Origin of the sequence: Microvirga pakistanensis, from assembly GCF_004458765.1 — a bacterium.
In the GTDB taxonomy this organism is placed as follows: domain Bacteria; phylum Pseudomonadota; class Alphaproteobacteria; order Rhizobiales; family Beijerinckiaceae; genus Microvirga; species Microvirga pakistanensis.
On record NZ_SPJX01000710.1, the window covers coordinates 67432 to 83267 of the forward strand.

Sequence of the window (15836 nt, forward strand, 5' to 3'; positions counted from 1 at the left end):
CTCCCTCATTTTGCTGGCGGGGCCAGGCGGTGCGGCACTCCGATCTCGGTGACGTAACGCGGGCTGCTGGCGCCGAAATCCCGCTCGAACTCGGTGCGCGCGGTCGGAGGCCGGTGCGACCGTTCCTCCACGAACACCGTCAGCGTCAAACGTTTGGGATCCAGTGCTGTGTTGGGCACGCGGAACCCGGTTCTCCAGCACGCGCAGTCGCCCGACGCGTCCTGCGCGACGACCGATTGCGCGCGCAGCCGCACGATCCCCGTCTGCGGGTCGACCCCGACGATACGCACCTGGACGCGGGTGACGACGGCTTGATCGATGAGCCCGATCGCACCCGGTTCGGGATCCGGGCTCGCCGGGCCGGAGATCTCCACTCGCACGATCGAGCGGTCCGGGGCATTGCGATCCGCTTCCACCCACACCGTCGTCTGGCGCCGGGTCAGCATCTGGAACTGGAACGGATCTCCTGGATACGAAACCTGTAGGTCGCGAGGAGCGTGCTCCTGGTAGCGCACGACCCCGAGACGGACGAATGGCGCGATCATCGGGCCCGGATCGAGCGTCAGATCGACGAACCACTGCTCGCGGTCGATATCGAAGCGCGGGGCGAAGGTGAGTAGGTCGACGTTGAGGTAACGCTGGATCGAGTTCGGCTTCTCGTCCTTCCCGTCGCCACGCTCTTTTTGCGACGTGTCATCCTTGCTGTCCATTTCGGGGATGGGCATCGGCACGTTCTGGACGAGACGAGCGCCGTAGGGACCGACGTCCTGGGCGTCCTCGGTGTCGGCGGGCGGCATGTCCGCGAACACGCTGTTGGGTATGCGCCAGTCGCGCCACCCCGTCATCGGGAACATCTCGATCGGGTCCGAGCCCCAGCGGGAGATGAATGGGCCGGCGCCGGGCAGGTCGATTTCGGCAAAGCGGTCGAGCACCATATAGTCGACGCGCGGGAGCACGGGGGTGGTCTCCTGCGTGCTGGGACGCCGAACATCAGGGATGGGGCGGAACAACCTCTTTGGCCGCTTGACCGGCGGCCAGAGAACGATGCCGAGCCGCTCGCCTTCCCCGGAGGAGAACCAGGGACGGGCGAGCCAGAGACGCACCGCGTTGACCCGCTCCACCGCGATGGCGGTGTCGGTATGGCCGCGCCCGCGCGGTTTCACTTGGCGCTCGCTGATCGCGGGGTGCGCCTCCGCCGCGGCGACGGGGCTCGCGGGGCGGTCGGAGGCGGGGATCCAGATCGGGTCCGACCACTCGGTCGTCCGCACAGTCTCCTCCGCCGGGAGCGGATGGCTCGCCTGGTACAGCCCGTTGCGGACGAAAGGCCGCGTCGCAAAGCTCGTGGCGTGGCTGGACACAGCGCGGATCTTCACCCTGACCCGGCGCGCGCCCGTGTCGGTAAAGAGCGACCCGATCTGCGCCGTGACCTCGTCCGGCGAGGCTGGCGCGGTTGCCTCCGGGCGGGCGAACAGGGCGTGGAGCGAGAGGAACGCTTCCCCCGTCGGCTCCATTGCCGCGTCGCGCGCGGCCTGCGCGGCGATGTTGCCGAACTTCGCCCACAGCGCCTCGCGCGGCGCAAACGTCACCGCGCCCGAGCGCGAAACCTTGAAGCCGTACAGTTCGCTGTCGGGGATCTGGGGCGCGTCCGGTGCCGGGCTCCGTCGAGGGTACTCGCCCAACACCACGTCGGCGGGCGTGCGCCTTCTGTCTGGATCGTCCATCTTCTCGCCGAGCGGAGCGATCCCGCACACCACCACCTCGACGGCCTCTGTGGATGGGACGTGGATACGCACGAATCCGGCTAGATCGACGGAGGTGCCGCCGGGAACAGCGTTGGCCTCCGGCGAGCCGCCCGCCTGCCACTCTGGCGGCAGGGGCTGAGGGCGCCTCACGATCGCTTCACCCAACTGCTGCCCACCTTTCTGCAGCGCTGTGCCGACCCTGCGCAGCGCGAGGCGCTCGGGAAAGGGATGCAGCACGGGCCGGGTGGTCGCATGCGTCACCGTGAGCGTGCGCACGCGTGCGAGCTGGGGAATCGGGCGGCACTTCATCACCTCGCGCAAGCGCTCGGCGAGTGCATCCAGCACGGGCTTGCCGGCGGCACGGTGGCCGGCGATGCCGCACCGCGCGAGCTCGGGACATGGGTCGGCCGGCGGCTCCGCCAGCCCCTCGACCCCTGCGAGCCCACCCTCCAGCCACATCGTGGCCGCGGTATCGATCAGCTCGCTCCACGCGACCATCGTGCGCACGGACGGAAGCGGCCACAGATCGAGCTCCCGCCGGTCGCCTGGCGCAAGGCGCACAACCACGTTGATGCAGCGGCAACCCTCCACGATCACGTAGCCGCGCCGTTCGATCGCGCTCGCGGGTAGGCTGCCGTTAGGGCCGACGGGGGCTCTCTCCACGGTGACGGCGACGGGAACGACGTCCGGATAGCGCTCCGCCTCCACCAGCGGAACGACGAGCACCGGGCCATCGGCATCGCGGGAGAGATCCCCGCGCCGGCGCAGCCGCAGGACCAGGCCCTCCGCCATCGGGTCGGGGTAGATTGGGACGGTGCGGCCCTGCGCCACCGTCTTGGTTGCCAAGTGAGCGAACACGCCGTCGCCAGCGCGGGTGGCAGGCGGCTTCCTCCGTTCGCCCTCTGCGAGCATCTTGGACCAGTCCTTGGCCTCTTCCAGCCACGTGCGTCCGTCGTCAAAAGCGGCATCACCGATTGCAATCCTATCTGCCGCGCTCTCCTTGTCCCTGCGCAGGATCGGGAAGCCGCCCCATGCGGCGTCGGCGTGGATGCCGCGCAGGCCATCGACGGGTCGCGCCACTTTGGTCGGCTCATGGTAAGCGTCGCGCCAGCGCGGGATGCGCTCCACGACCTCGATCTTCGGCGGCTTGCAGGGGAAGCAGTCCTGCGGCGCGTCGTCGAAAACCGCGTGCTTCTCGGCCATCGCCAGCGGCAGCACGGGGGGAACGACTACTCGCGTGATGTCCCTCTCACCGACATCCGTGAGGCGCAGATCGCTCGCAATGTCGGCGACGGTGCTGCGCAGGGCGACGGTGAAGGTTGTCTGTGGCTCGAAGCGCGGCGGCCGCGCCGTGCCTCCCGTGCGCCAACGGCGGTAGGCGTTAGCTTCCCGATCCGCCTCTTCCTTAGGCATCAGCACGCCGACCGCCTCGGCCGGCTCGCTGCGCAGGTGGCGCCGGCCTGCAACCTTCACCTTCTCGCATCCGCGCGGCACGGCAGCAGCGGGGATCGCCTCGAACGCCTCCTTTGCCGCGGCCCCGCTCAGTGTCGCTCCCCCGAGATAGTAGGCGGCGAAGCCGACCCGTCCGAAGGCGCCGAAGCGCAGCACGCCGGTGAGCTCGCTGTCCTCGCTTTTCTTCTTGCCGACGCTTTGCGGGAGCTCGAAGCGGCGGCCGAGCGGAATATCGATCCTGCCATCAGCCGTGATGGTCTTGTCGCGAACAGTAGTGTCGAGCCCCATCGGCTCCCCGATGAAGGAGATCTCCGCCTCGTCCGCCGCTGCGATGGTCACGTTAACCCCGCTCGCCGTCGTCAGCTTCGCCGTGCGAGGCATGGAGCGGTCGACCGTCGACTGCGACAGTTCTCGATCACTGCCCTCACCGTAGAGCCCTTTGATCGTCCTCTCGAGATCCGCGCCGGGGAACGGGTCGTCGTAGGCGACGCGCTTGCGTGTCAGAGGCCGCCAAGCGTAGCTGTCGACGACGATGGAGCCGCAGGCGCTCAGCGTTCCCTGCGGGAGGCCAAGGAACGGAATGCGCCCGACGAGCAGGTCGTCGGCATCAAGATAGGTGTCGTCACAGGCCGCATTGGCGCTCTGCCGCGCCGCGCCCACCCGCCGCGAAAGCTCCGACGCGCAACCGAACGCCACGACTGACAGGCCGCCCGAGCGGAGCGCGAATCCTTCCGCCCCGGCCGCGGTGTCGTCGGGGCTCTCGGTGGCCGGCGGCTGCTTCGCCACGGCGGGGCGGACGGCTGTCATCATCCTGTCCGCGCGCATCTCGAAATCGCGAGCGGCTGAACGCAGGTCGGCCGACACCAGCTCGAAGCGCGGCGCGCCGTTCGCGGTGGTGCCGCCGAGGAGCAGCACTCCGTCGCGCTGCGCCAGGATGTCGTCGTCGCCGGGTTGCTGCGTGCCCGCCACGAGGCAAAGCTCCTCGCGCGTGGCGGGCAGGAACTGGAGCGGCACCGCCGTCCCACCGCTCCCCCTGAAGGTCGCCTTCGCGAGGGTCCAGCGAGTATGACTTCCAGCGGCCTCCACCCCCGGCGCGAGCCCCTCGGCCGGAGCGAGGCGGACGAACATATAGGCGACCCCGGAGGCATTGCCGGCCCTCGCCAGCGCAGCCGCGATCGGCCCGAAGTCGACGCTGACGTCGTAGAACGTACGCATGACGCGGCCGATGTCTGGCGCCTCGTCGAGCGCGACCAGTCGAGCGGTCGCGGAGTATCCTTCGGGCTCGCTGCCGACGTGCCAGTCGTCCGTGCTCGGAGGCGGTTTGTAGTCCGTCCCCGGGCTCACCGTCTCGTCTGGATTGGTGCGCGACTGGCTCGCCTCAAGCTGAGCGAATTCTTCCTCGCCGATCGCACTGCCGAGCAAGAAGCGGATCCTCAGTTCCAGCAGCCGCTTGTAGATTGCCGGGAGGCCCTTGGTCATGTGCTCGGGCGCGCAGCTCTCCTGCCCCTTGCGCTCGCGTAGCGCCTTTGCGCACTCTTCGGCGAGACCGTTGGCGAGCGCCATGCCGAGCTTCTGCATCACCCCGCACTCCGCCGACGCATCGCTGAAGCCGAGCTCGATCGCAGCCTTGCGCTTCCTCTTGGTGATAGTGATGTTGTTCGGTGGCTTTTCCAACTGGCTTTTCCCGGGCGTATTCTCGCCCGCGTCGAGTTCGGTATAAAGCGTCTTGAGCACCTCCGACCCGTCGAGGAACTTCTTCGCCTCATTGAGGGCCAAGCCGCGAAGCAACTCACGTTCTGCCTGGGGATCAGGGGCGAACGCAACGCGAAGAGACTCCAGCGCGCGCGCCATCTTGGTGAGGAGGGCAACGTCGCCCTCCTTGCCGCTGAGGCACACGACCCGCTCGTCCGACGCGATTTTCTCGAACGCCTGGAGTGCGTCCGCGAACGTCTTGAAGTCGCCCGGCTTGTCCGGCATCAGGCGGCGCCACATCGCGTCGGCGTGGTCGAGCTTGCCGCGCTTGTTCGACCAGGGCTTGATTGCTGGTGGTTGATCACCCTCCGCAGCGCTGCTGAGTATCAGCGTCTCCCCTGCGTTGCAGGGCGTGGCCAGGCCGGACAGGGGGAAGGTGACAAGCTTCACCTCCACTTGACATCGTCCCATCAGCGTCTCAATGGTCGACGGCCAGTCTGCAAGCGAAACAGCTCCTTGCGTCGGCGTGGCCGGCTTTACCGGGCGCAACGCGAAGGTGAGTTTCAGCTTCCCGTTTTCCGTGCCGGAAGGGATGGTGCGTGCGAGCACATTGGCGAAGTATTGCGGCATCTTCGCCGGCTTTGATTCGGTGGCGTTCGTGTGGCGTGCCATTAGAAATATCCCACTGAGCGGGCGGAGCTGAAGTACGAGCGCCAGATCGCGTAGTTCTCGTCCTGGCCTTGCACGTCGAGACGGAGGGCAGGGCCGGCGATGGCACCGCCGCCGGCCTGGGCGAGGAGGATGGGCGCGCCCCATAGGCCGGCCGTCTTGCCGGCGGTGGAGAAGCCCTTGCCTTCCTTCTTCCACACCGTGATGGCGAACCTGATCTTGGCGAACCCAACCGAGAACGAATAGCGGAACACGGCGGAGCCGGTCATCGCGCCGGTGCCGTCCTGCCCGATCGTCACCGTCAGCGAGGTGGAGATCGAGAAGATCGCAATGTGGCCCGACCCGCCGGCGAAAAAGTCGCCGGAGATCTCGGTGTAGCTCCCGACCTTGCTGATGAAGATGCCGACCGAGATGCGCGCCTGGATGGTGAGCGGCCCGTAGGACGCAGCGCCGCCGCCGCCGAACACGAAACTCGCGTCGAAGCCGACGATCCGCCGCCCATCTGATTGGATCGCGAAGTGGCCGCCACCGCCCCAGATCCCGGCGATAATCATGAACGGGCTTTCGCGCGATGACAGCGAGGCGCGAAACGCGGCCGGCTTCTTTTCGAACGGCAGCACTGCGGACGCGGCCAGCCCGACGTTCATAAACGTCGCGCCGCCGAGATTGATGCCGGGAATGTTGATCGCGTAGCCGGCCTCAATCCCGACCATACCTGGTGCGCGGCGGACGTAGGCGCCCCCGCCGCTGCCTGTGAGCGAAGCAGCCAGCTCCTCGACGAACTCGAGCTCCTTACCGATTCTGAAATCGACGAAGTCGATGTCGAACTTCGGGTCGCTTCCCGCCGTCCACGACATACGCGCCGCGGAGAAGACCAGGGTGAGCGCATCGAAGCCACCGAGGAGGTGTATTTCGAAAGGCGACAGCTCCGCCTGAGCCGCCGCCTCCACCCGTGGCGCCTCCCCGTCGAGCGTCGGGCCGAAGTCGACAATATTTACGGAGGTGGCGATGAAACGGCCCGACTCGCCAGCCCCGATAGGGATCGGGACGAAGATGTCGAGGAACTTGTCGATGGGCGCGTCGAAGGTCATCTCTGTGCGCACGCGGGTCGGAACGATCCGTTTGAGTTCCTGCGCGATGAGGTTGCGTACTGCGTTGAAGTCGACGAGCGCCGAGACATTCGCCCGTGCCAGCGAGGCGACAACATCGCCCACGTTGTCCGCGATCTGCGCCACCGCGAAACCGGTGGTCCCCTGCCATTCATTGAGCAGACCGCGCAGCAGGGCGAGCTTGGCTACGGGCTGCCCGGCGGAGTTGAGCAGGGCGATCGCGTTTTCCTCCGAGGCGAGAGCGTCCTGAGGTCTCTTGGGATTAGCGGCGAGGAGTTCGCCTTTCTCTTTCGCGACCTGATCGCTCGGCCGCTCCGGGCCGCGCACCGCGACAAACAGGAAGCGCGGGTCAAAGTCGTTCCCGGCCAGCCCGACGAGTTGCAGCGTCCGCGCGAGCTGGCGGCCGGTATCTGAGAGATTCCCATCGGCGCCGGACAGCACGTCGAGCGCGCTGGCGCGGGCGTTGACAACCCTGCGGTAAACGGAGACGAGTTCGCCGAGGCGGCCTTGCCCGAACACCCCTGTGATCAACCAGTTGCGGGCCTCAATCGCCTGCCTACCTGCCTCCTTGCGCATGGCGGCCTGCAGCGCGGCCACGGCCCGCGCCGCGTCCGCGTACACGGCGGAGCGCACCGCACCGCCGTCCTTGATCACGTCGACCGTGGTGATGACGGCCTTTCTCAGTTCGGCGAAGGAGCTTTGCAGAGACCCGCGAAGGGTGTCTGCGGCAGCCAGCTTGGCGTCCAGGGTGGTCGCCGCGGCAACCGCGTTAATCTCCCGCTCGAGCTTGGCTTGAGCCTCATTCAGGGCGGCCGTCTTAGCCGCGATGCTATCGGCGGTGAGCTCGCCGAGCGTCCTCAAGAAACGCGCCTGGAGGATGTCGTAAGCCGGGCGGAAAAGGGCCAGCTCGGCGCCGAGGATACCATTCGGCGCGACGCTCTCGATCAGGTTGCGCGCGGTGGCCTGCGCGGTGGCGAGGGCATTGCTCGTGCTCGCAGCAAGCTCTGCCTGTGCGGCCGCCAGCGCCGCGACTTCGAAGCGCGCGGCAGCCACGTCGATCCGGCCCGCGAGGGTTTGGAGCGCCGCCTTCTGCGCCTCCGTCGCGGCTGTGATGCCGTCGGCGACACTTTTCGACGCCGTCGCGACCGCGCCAGCGCAGTCGCTCGCGATGGCGAAGACGTCTTGCGCGATCTGTGGCCAAACCGCGAGGACACCCAGGACCGCCTCATGCGGGTAGGCGTCGACCAGGGCGTTGAGGTTGGCCAAAGTGGGTGTGGCCTGCACGGCCGCGAGGCTGGCGCGAGCGGCGGCGGCCTTTGCCGCGAGGTCGCGCGCGGCGACGTCGGCGCGGCCAACGGTTGCGGCGAAGCGGCGGAAGCCGGCGACAACCGTTCCGCGGACCAGGGCGAGCCCTGTCTTGACCGCGTTCAAGGCGTTGGAGGATCCGCTGCCGAAATCATCGACGAAATCGCGCTCGGCGCGAAGCACGTCGGCAAGGAATTCGACCAAGGGCGCGAAGCGGAACGCAGCGTTCCCGGCTGCTGTCGACCCGAACGCGTCGTTTACGGCCTCAACTGCAGCGTCGACGGTGGCTGCGGTGCCGCTGCCCGCCTGAGCGTCGAGCCTCCCGATCTGCGCGCTCGCAGCGTCGATCGCCTCGAGCAGGGCGGCGGGTGCGGCGATCGTGCCTCCGCCCGGTGCAGCGTCCCGGGTGAGGAACGCGGCAACCTCGATCCCCACGGCAAGGAGGTTCGCGGCAGCGCGGATCGCCTTCTCCAGCACCGCGGGGGTGAGCGCGTCGAGCTCAGCGGCGAAGGCGCCGTCGAGGATCAGCCGGTCGAGCTCCTTGGCGAGGTCGAACGCGGCGCCCACCTTCGCTTCCAGCGGCGCGCCTCCACCCAAGGTCTCGTGCGCCAGACGAATGCGCCCGCTCGTTGCGCGCAGGTCGTCCAAGCTCAACCCGAACAGGTTGCTCGCGAGCTCATCGAGCGCCTTTGCCAGCTGCCGCTCCGCTTGGCGCTTCAGCTCCGTGTAGGTCTGGCGCAGTTCCTCGCTCGTCGGAATCAGCCCGTTCAACTCGTCGATCCGGGCCGTCAGGCGCCTGATCTCGGCGTCGAGGCTTTTCAAAGTCGCGACCGTAGCGACCTGCTTGTCAACGTCGTCGAGAACCTCGTCCCAGCCATCGGCGGCGATGCCGGCGAGCTCGGTTCGCGCCGCTGCCCGCGTGGCGGCGGCAACGTCGAACCGGTCGAGGTTGAGCAGAACGGCCTGTAGGTCGTCGCCGTTCGCGAAGGCCTCATCGACCGCGCTGCGCAGGATCCGCGCGACCGTGCGGCGCGCGGCATCAGTCACACTTGGTGCTTCCCCGTTCGACAGGAACGGAACCACGGTGTCCACGATCGCCGCCGCAGCGTCGAGGTCGACGGGCTGATTGGCGGTCCCAAGGCGCTTGCGTAGCTCTTGCCTGATCTCACCCAGGATCACGCGGGCCGCGATTTCAGCGAGGTCGGCGGCGGCGAAGGCGCGTAACTGCTCGACCCAGACGAGGAAGCGGGTGACATCGCCGAGCTCATCGCTGAACAAGCGACTCAGCTCCAGCTTCAGCGGCGAGATCGGGTCGCGCGCGACGGCGTCGAGCGCCTCCACGAGGTTGCGGCCCGCCGTCGGAATCCGCGTCACCAGCTTCAGCGCCGCTTCCGCGTTCGCCTCGCCCTCCACCGCCTGCAGTGCGAGGCGCAGCGCGGTGATGGCGCTCGCTACGGCCGGATAGACGTTCGAGAGCTCGAGCGCCTTGCCTGCGATCGAGACGTTGGCTTCGTTGAATGCTGTCTCGATGTCGGCGGCCAGAGTCCGCAGCCGCGCGATCACCTCCTCGCGGATGAACGCGATGGCCTCATCGACGCTTCTGCGCGCCGCAGCGCCGTACTCCATCGTCTCCCGGATCAGCGGGGCGATGTCGGCAGCGCTGACCGCGGTGCTGATGACTTCGCTCAACTTGATCACGCCAAACAGGAGGCAATCGTCGTTGCCGAGGATGAGCTCGATCAGTTGCTTGATCTCGTTTCCGCCGGCCTCCGGCGGCACGAACTGGGCCGGCTCGATCCCGTCGCCGACAGGGGTCTTCCACCAGGGGAGCTGCGGGGCCAGGGCTGCGATCTGCACCGGCGGCGTGAGTAGGGCGCAGCTGAACTCGGGCGGCGCAGCAGGCTTCGCGTGTCGAAGCGGCGCCTTCAGCGTCATCGGGCCGTTGCGCCGGCTCAGCAAGGCGAGCCAGCCTGCAGGCCTGCCGATCCCGCCGACCCGGTCGCCGCGGTTGCCCGCGTCGAGGCGCGTCGGCGTGAGGACGTTGAGAACGGCCTCCATGCGGCGCGCGCGCTCATCGGTCAGCCGCGCCTCGGCACTCCGCTCGGGAAGCCCGCTGCGCAGGTACGCGCTGTCGAAAGCGGCGACGCAGGTGTTGCCCGTGCGTTCGCCGACGAGGCGCGCGATCCTGTCTAGCCGCAGCACCGCGAACTGGATGAACGGGTAGAATGGGGGTTGGTCGCTCTGCCGCAGGATCGGGGCGAAGTCGAAGTTCTCGCGCCGCTTCCCGATCGCGATGCCGCGCTGCTCCAAGAACGGCTTGTCGGCGGCAACGCCGCAGGCAGCAGGTGCTCCGTTCTCCGTGCAGGCGCACACTGCTGCCGTGTCCTGCGAGGGCGGCGCTACCCCCGGCTGCAGGCCGGGGCGGCCCTCAACGCCGATCGTCCAGGCCAGCGTTTCGTAGGTAGTGTCTCCCTCGCTGATCTCCTTGGCGTAGCGCCGCGCCGCCCCACCGTGCACGCACACGCGAGGGCTCGAAGGATCGAATTCGGGGTTCCATGTCTCCGTGGCGATGCCGCCCGGGAGATCGTTGTAGTAAGCCGCCAGATGCGCGACGGTGTCCCTGTCGTCGGCCGCGACCGCGTCCACGAAGATGAGCGGCATTCGCAGCCTCTGCGGCGCTGCATCAATGCGAAACTCGAAGGTGACATTGCCGCCTTCGTGCGGAGCGGTGCGCGGCCAGAACGCGAGCCCGCGCCCGCCCGGAACCGCAATGCGCCCGCTGGCGGACACTACCGGTGGTCCGCCACGGCTGTCTGATGGTCCCTCCAGCGGATCAAGGAGGTCGGGCGTCTTCTCCGTGCAGATGGTGAGCGTTCGGCACGGCCAGCCGCGGCCGTCGTCCGGTTGCCCGTCATAGGACTCCTTGATCGGCTCAGAGCAGCGGATGAAGAAGCGTTGGACGAGATAGGCCGTCGGGCCGCGCCCCGTGGTGCCGATTTCAGGCCGCCCGTCGTAGCGTCGTTCCGTGATCTTCGTGAGCGTTGCCCTTGAGCCGAAGGGGAACAGATATCCCTTGTACACCAGTTCGACGTGAATGTCGCGACCGATGACCGCTCGGTGGCGCCAGCGCTGCAGCACCAACGCCTCGTAGATAGGGTCTCGCGCGCGCGTGCGGGCGGCCGCGGGCGGCTGGAACGCAGTGTCGAGGTCCAGCGTGCCTCCGAGGGAGGTGAGGCGCAGCTCGCGGAAGTCGAGCGCCTTCGGCCTGTAGATCGCGCTCGCCGCCTGCTTGGTCGTCTCCTCCAGCTCAAGATCAATCAGCGCGTACCTCGGCGGCGGGGCGAACACCGATGAGTCTTTGCGAAGTTCGTCCGGCTGCGTCGGGTTCGCCGCGCCGCTCGTGCGCATGCCGTGCACGGACGACAGCTTCACCAGTTGGTCCCGGTCGAACGCATCCATCGAGCCGCGGAACGACGGCTCGACTGCGTCGGACGCTGTGACTGGCTTTTCCACCACCTTGCCATCGACGAGTTGGAGACTCGGAAGCGCCCACGGCGCCCGGGCGCCGCGCGGCGGCGGGTCGTACACCGTGGCGACACTCGCTGCGCTGACGGCGTCGTCGCCAGGCGACAGCCGGCTCGCCAGCCTGCGCAGGAAGGTCGCGGGACGGAAGTCGTCCGACCAAACCGCGCGCAGCAACGCTGGCGGATGGTCGGGTGACAGGTTCGCCGACCAGATCGGGACCGACTGGGGAAGGGGAACCCCCAACGGCTCCTCGCCGGTAGCGACGCCCGGGGCGACGGGTTGCCTCTGTACCCAAGTTGCGTCCTGCGCCGCCGCGAGCTGGAGGCGGAACGGCAGCTCTATCACGCTCTCGTCGGGCCGCGGCGCCAGGGCGGCGTGGGTGTAGAGTTCGCTCGTATGAGTCGCCACGGTGCCGAGATCGCGCGGCGCGAACCCCTGGAGGCGCAGCATCTCCGCGTCGTCCTGAAACCGTGCGAGGGTGCCATCCGGTTCGCGCTGGCGCAGGACGCGTGCGCGCAGCGGCGTCATCGCCTCGCGCTTACGCCAGTCGAGCAACGTTTCCAGCGCGAACGGGCGCGGTGATGCGGGAGCACGCGTGCCGGGATCGATCCAGCTGAACGCGAGCCGCGAGGAGCCGGCGAGCCGTGCCCGCGTCCGCGTCTTGAACGGATCCCGCCCTTCGCCTGACAGCTCGGTGTATTCGGCGAATACGCGGTCCGCGAACGTTTTCGCGTCGCCGGCGAGATCGTTCGCCCACCAGGTCGAGATGAACTCGCCGGCCTTCTCCCTCACCGCCGCATGGTCCGAGCGGAGCGCCCTCTCGCGCCAGAAATCGCGAAACGCCTTATAGTCGAAAGCGACCCGTTCCTTGACCTCCGTCAGGCGTTCCTGTGCGATCCGTGCGTTGTCCCCCTGGATCTCAAGAACGGTTGTCTTCAGCTCGCCGGCGATCCGCTCGAAGGCGGCGCGCACCGTGGGGTCGGGGGTAGCAAACCGCTCGAACGCCTCCCTGACCAGTCGATTGTTCGAAGTTTTCTCCGGTGGGGACCACTTCCCGTCAGGACGCCACGCTTCGACGCCGAACAGGCGGCCCTTGAAGCGGGCGGAGGCGGCCTCCTGCCCACCGCTCTGGGCGCGCAGCACGTTCCAAGCGAGCGCGCTCGCGTCAGGGTCGAGATCCTTGGAGCCGATATAGATCTTCTGGTCGTCGGGAAGGCGGCGCTGCCCAGCTGCCCTCGCGTCGAAATCCTTGGCGAACGTATCGAAGGTCCCAAGCCCAACCAGAAGCTCTTCAATGTCGGGCCCAGGCGCCTTCTTTTGCACCTCAGCCAGCCAGGCGGCAGCGTACCGGCGCAACTCGCGGCGGACGTTCGCCTTGTCGTGACGCGTCCCGGTTCGAAGCGCAGCGAAGTTCTTCCGGACCGTATCAACGGTGGCGACCTTGTCGTGGTCGGCCGCAAGCTGCAGCCAAGGAATGTCGGGCGGCGAGACACCCGGGTTCTCGGTCCTGAGATAAGCCTGCTCAGCGACGTGTTGCGGAGCAAACACCGCCATCACCACCGGCAATTTGGCCTTGTCGACAGGTAGCGTGTCGGCCGGGTCGGGCACGGGGTCAGGCCGCAACTGCGGCTCTCCGACATCAAGCCCTGCGCGCAGGCGCATGTTGGCGAACCTGACGTCGAGCACGGTGTGATCGAACGCGCGCCGAACCTTGACCTCGAAATCGTCGAGCGGGACGTCCGCCGCCGCTGCCGCCCCGCCTTTTGCAGGCGCGCGCGGGCCGTCGATCTCGATCACCCCGTGCTGCTGCAGCGCACCGGCTTTGGCGAGCGCCTCCACATCGACTGAGATGAGCTTGTCGAAACCCGCGACGGGGAGCCCCTGCAAGGCTAGAACGATCTCGCCGTCGATCTGGCGCTGGCGCTGCGGTGCGCGCCGCACGATCTCGCACACCCCGGTGGGATCGTCGCCCAGCCTGAAGGGCAGTCCGGCCAATCGCGCGCGCAGGGAGAACGCGTTCACGGTGCGCTCGCCGAGCACCGCATCGAGGCGCACGTCCCGATCGGGCACCGGCGGGCCGGCATTTCCGTCTTGCGCATCCGTCAGAAGCCGCAGTGGCCCCCACGCGCGCGTCACAAGCCTGGCGAGCGGATCGTCGCCGGGAGGCGGCGGCAGCACGTCCTTTAGTGGATCCTCGACGGACTCGACAACGGTGGCGATCGGCTGGCCCCCAATAGGCCCGGCCTTGACCACCCCCGCCAACACGAGCTCCCACCTCCCGCTGAGATCCCTGAGGAGAAACCTCGGCGCTGCGGCTTCTTCTGCCGCCTGTCTTGCCGCGGCCGCCACCTGCGCCGGCGTTCGCGCCGCCGCTGTGGCCGCGGTCGCTGATTTGCCAGGGCCGGGCGGCAGACGGGCCTCGATGTCGAGCGCGGCGAGATGCTCGGTGCCGGCATGGAGCAACGCCCCGATCTGACCTCCGAACGCGACCGTGACCGCGCGGCGGCCGCTGTCGGCCTCCGGCGTGGCGCGCACCTGGCTCTTCACCGTGACGGCGGTGGAGGGTACCGTGAGAATGGTCTTGTTAGCGGGGGATCCGGCGAACTGTTTTATGGCGAGGGTGACGATATCGTCCGGCGGCGCATAGCGATCGCTGCCGAACGCGATGTGGAAGCGCGGTTTTTCTCTCGCAACGTCTTTTCGGGTCAGCCAGCCGAAGCGGACCACGCTGAACTGGACCAAGCCGTCGAACAGCGTCGCGCTCGAGTTCGCATGCCGGTGCACGGTCCAAAGCAGCGAGGGCTCCGGCGCAACGCCGGGGCTGTCGACGCCGGGCACGCGTTCCTGCCGCAACTCGGCGAGAAACAGCCCCTTTGCTTTGATGGGCTTGGCCAGCACCGCGGACAGCGTCGCCTGCACCCAGTTCCCGGCGACCACCAACTCGAGTCCCTGCAGCCCTGCCGCGAAATGGTCCAGCCGAGCCCTCTTGTCGCCCGAGACATGTCGCTCGGGGAAGTCGAGCCCTGGCGAGCCTCCGGGGTTGCGCCAAACATTTGTGGTGAGGCGGATGAACCAGGGGTGCGGAGCTTGATGCTCCTTGCCGGCGGGGCAGGGATCGGCCCAGACCTCGAAGCGGTAGTAGGGCCGGCGGCCGTCGTTGCCGGCGCGCAGGTTGAAGAGGTCGGCGCCAACAACGTCGATGACGAGGCGAGCTTTGCAGTCGACCGCGTTGTCCTCTGCCCTTCGCACCAGACCGCGCAATTGGAGAAATGGCCTGCCGTTCACCGGATCCTTCGGAAGCGGATCGAAGTCGTCGGCGTGCAGCCGGACCGAAGCGCCTTCGGGAGCGTTGGGCGGCCCAAGCCGCAGGAGAACGGTCGTGAGGCGGTCTCCGTCGTAGCTAGTCTCGACGAAGAGGTCTTTGGCCGCTTCCGCAGCAGCGATCGGAACCGCCGTTACCGTCGCGACCGCGGAACTGCCAACGAGCAAGGACCTGCGCGTGATGGTGGGACCGCCGTCGGCCGTCATCGTCGCCCCCTTCTGGTTGCGGTCGGAGCGCCTTGGCGGGACGATTGCTGCCACCGTCTTGTCGTTCCAAGCAGCAGACACCATGACAGTATAAGTTTAGCTTGACAATATTCTGTGTGAGTTTCACCTTTGACACGGAGGATAACGGCTCAATGAAAGCGCGGAAGGCACCTACGTTCGCTTGTCCAAAGGCGACGGCGCCTCATCCAAAGCACAATGGCTAATACAGGCTACCATTGCCTATCGCTGCATTTGGAAGGGTATTTCTCATGCCCCATTCTGTTGAAGGCGATGATCCCGCAAACAACTTACCTAGAAACTTGTTGCCCGCGCCACCACCGGATGCAAGCAACGACTTGATCATCGAACAGCCTGCTGACACCAAGGGACTCGATGCCACGCTCGTGGCTCGGCTGCGAATGTTCTTCGCTTTCTTCGCAAGTGGAAGCGAAGAGATACTGGCCCCGTTCGAACGCGACATCAGGGGAGCGGCATGACATGAGGTGCCCGAGGTAAGCATGATGATCAAGGGCTTGGCGGATCGGACCGGCGTGCGGAATGAAAATCTACTCTTGTCACAGCGTCGTGCCCGGCTGACTGATTACAAGGGTTTGGGGGCGGAGGATGCGCCCGGACAAGCAGAGAACCGACCGTTCTCGCGCCGCGTCGAGATCTTAGTCGAAGGAACGCTCCCGCCTTTGGAGAAAGTCGTCGCCTGCCGGAACAGCGCCCCCCTAAACCCAGAGTCTTTGCGATCTGTCAAGAATCCGTAATGCACTGCCGAGATACTTGGACAGCGGCGCGGCCTGGGCCG

General features: G+C 67.4%; 3 protein-coding genes. 1 reads left to right on the plus strand and 2 read right to left on the minus strand.

What is annotated here, in order from left to right; all coding sequences use genetic code 11:
* Window positions 1-5: 5 nt before the first annotated feature.
* Together E4K09_RS27145 and E4K09_RS27150 are read right to left on the minus strand one after the other, a co-directional pair.
* The gene (locus E4K09_RS27145; protein ID WP_134500725.1) at window positions 6-5558 is read right to left on the minus strand and encodes a hypothetical protein; all 5553 of its coding nucleotides are present in this window, start codon (window positions 5556-5558) and stop codon (window positions 6-8) included.
* Window positions 5558-15022: a hypothetical protein gene (locus E4K09_RS27150; RefSeq protein WP_134500726.1), complete on the minus strand. Its 9465-nt coding sequence runs from the start codon at window positions 15020-15022 to the stop codon at window positions 5558-5560. Before E4K09_RS27150 ends, E4K09_RS27145 begins: the two co-directional genes overlap by 1 nt.
* A 269-nt stretch (window positions 15023-15291) precedes the next feature.
* Between E4K09_RS27150 and E4K09_RS27155 the strand changes: the two genes are divergently transcribed.
* Complete coding sequence (locus E4K09_RS27155) at window positions 15292-15519, plus strand: hypothetical protein (RefSeq protein ID WP_134500727.1); 228 nt, start codon at window positions 15292-15294, stop codon at window positions 15517-15519.
* Window positions 15520-15836: the final 317 nt, after the last annotated feature.

Bases quoted from the DNA above. Each gene is read 5' to 3' on its own strand.
- E4K09_RS27145 (WP_134500725.1), bottom strand. From the start codon at position 5,558: ATGGCACGCCACACGAACGCCACCGAATCAAAGCCGGCGAAGATGCCG.
- E4K09_RS27150 (WP_134500726.1), bottom strand. From the start codon at position 15,022: ATGACGGCCGACGGCGGTCCCACCATCACGCGCAGGTCCTTGCTCGTT.
- E4K09_RS27155 (WP_134500727.1), top strand. From the start codon at position 15,292: ATGCCCCATTCTGTTGAAGGCGATGATCCCGCAAACAACTTACCTAGA.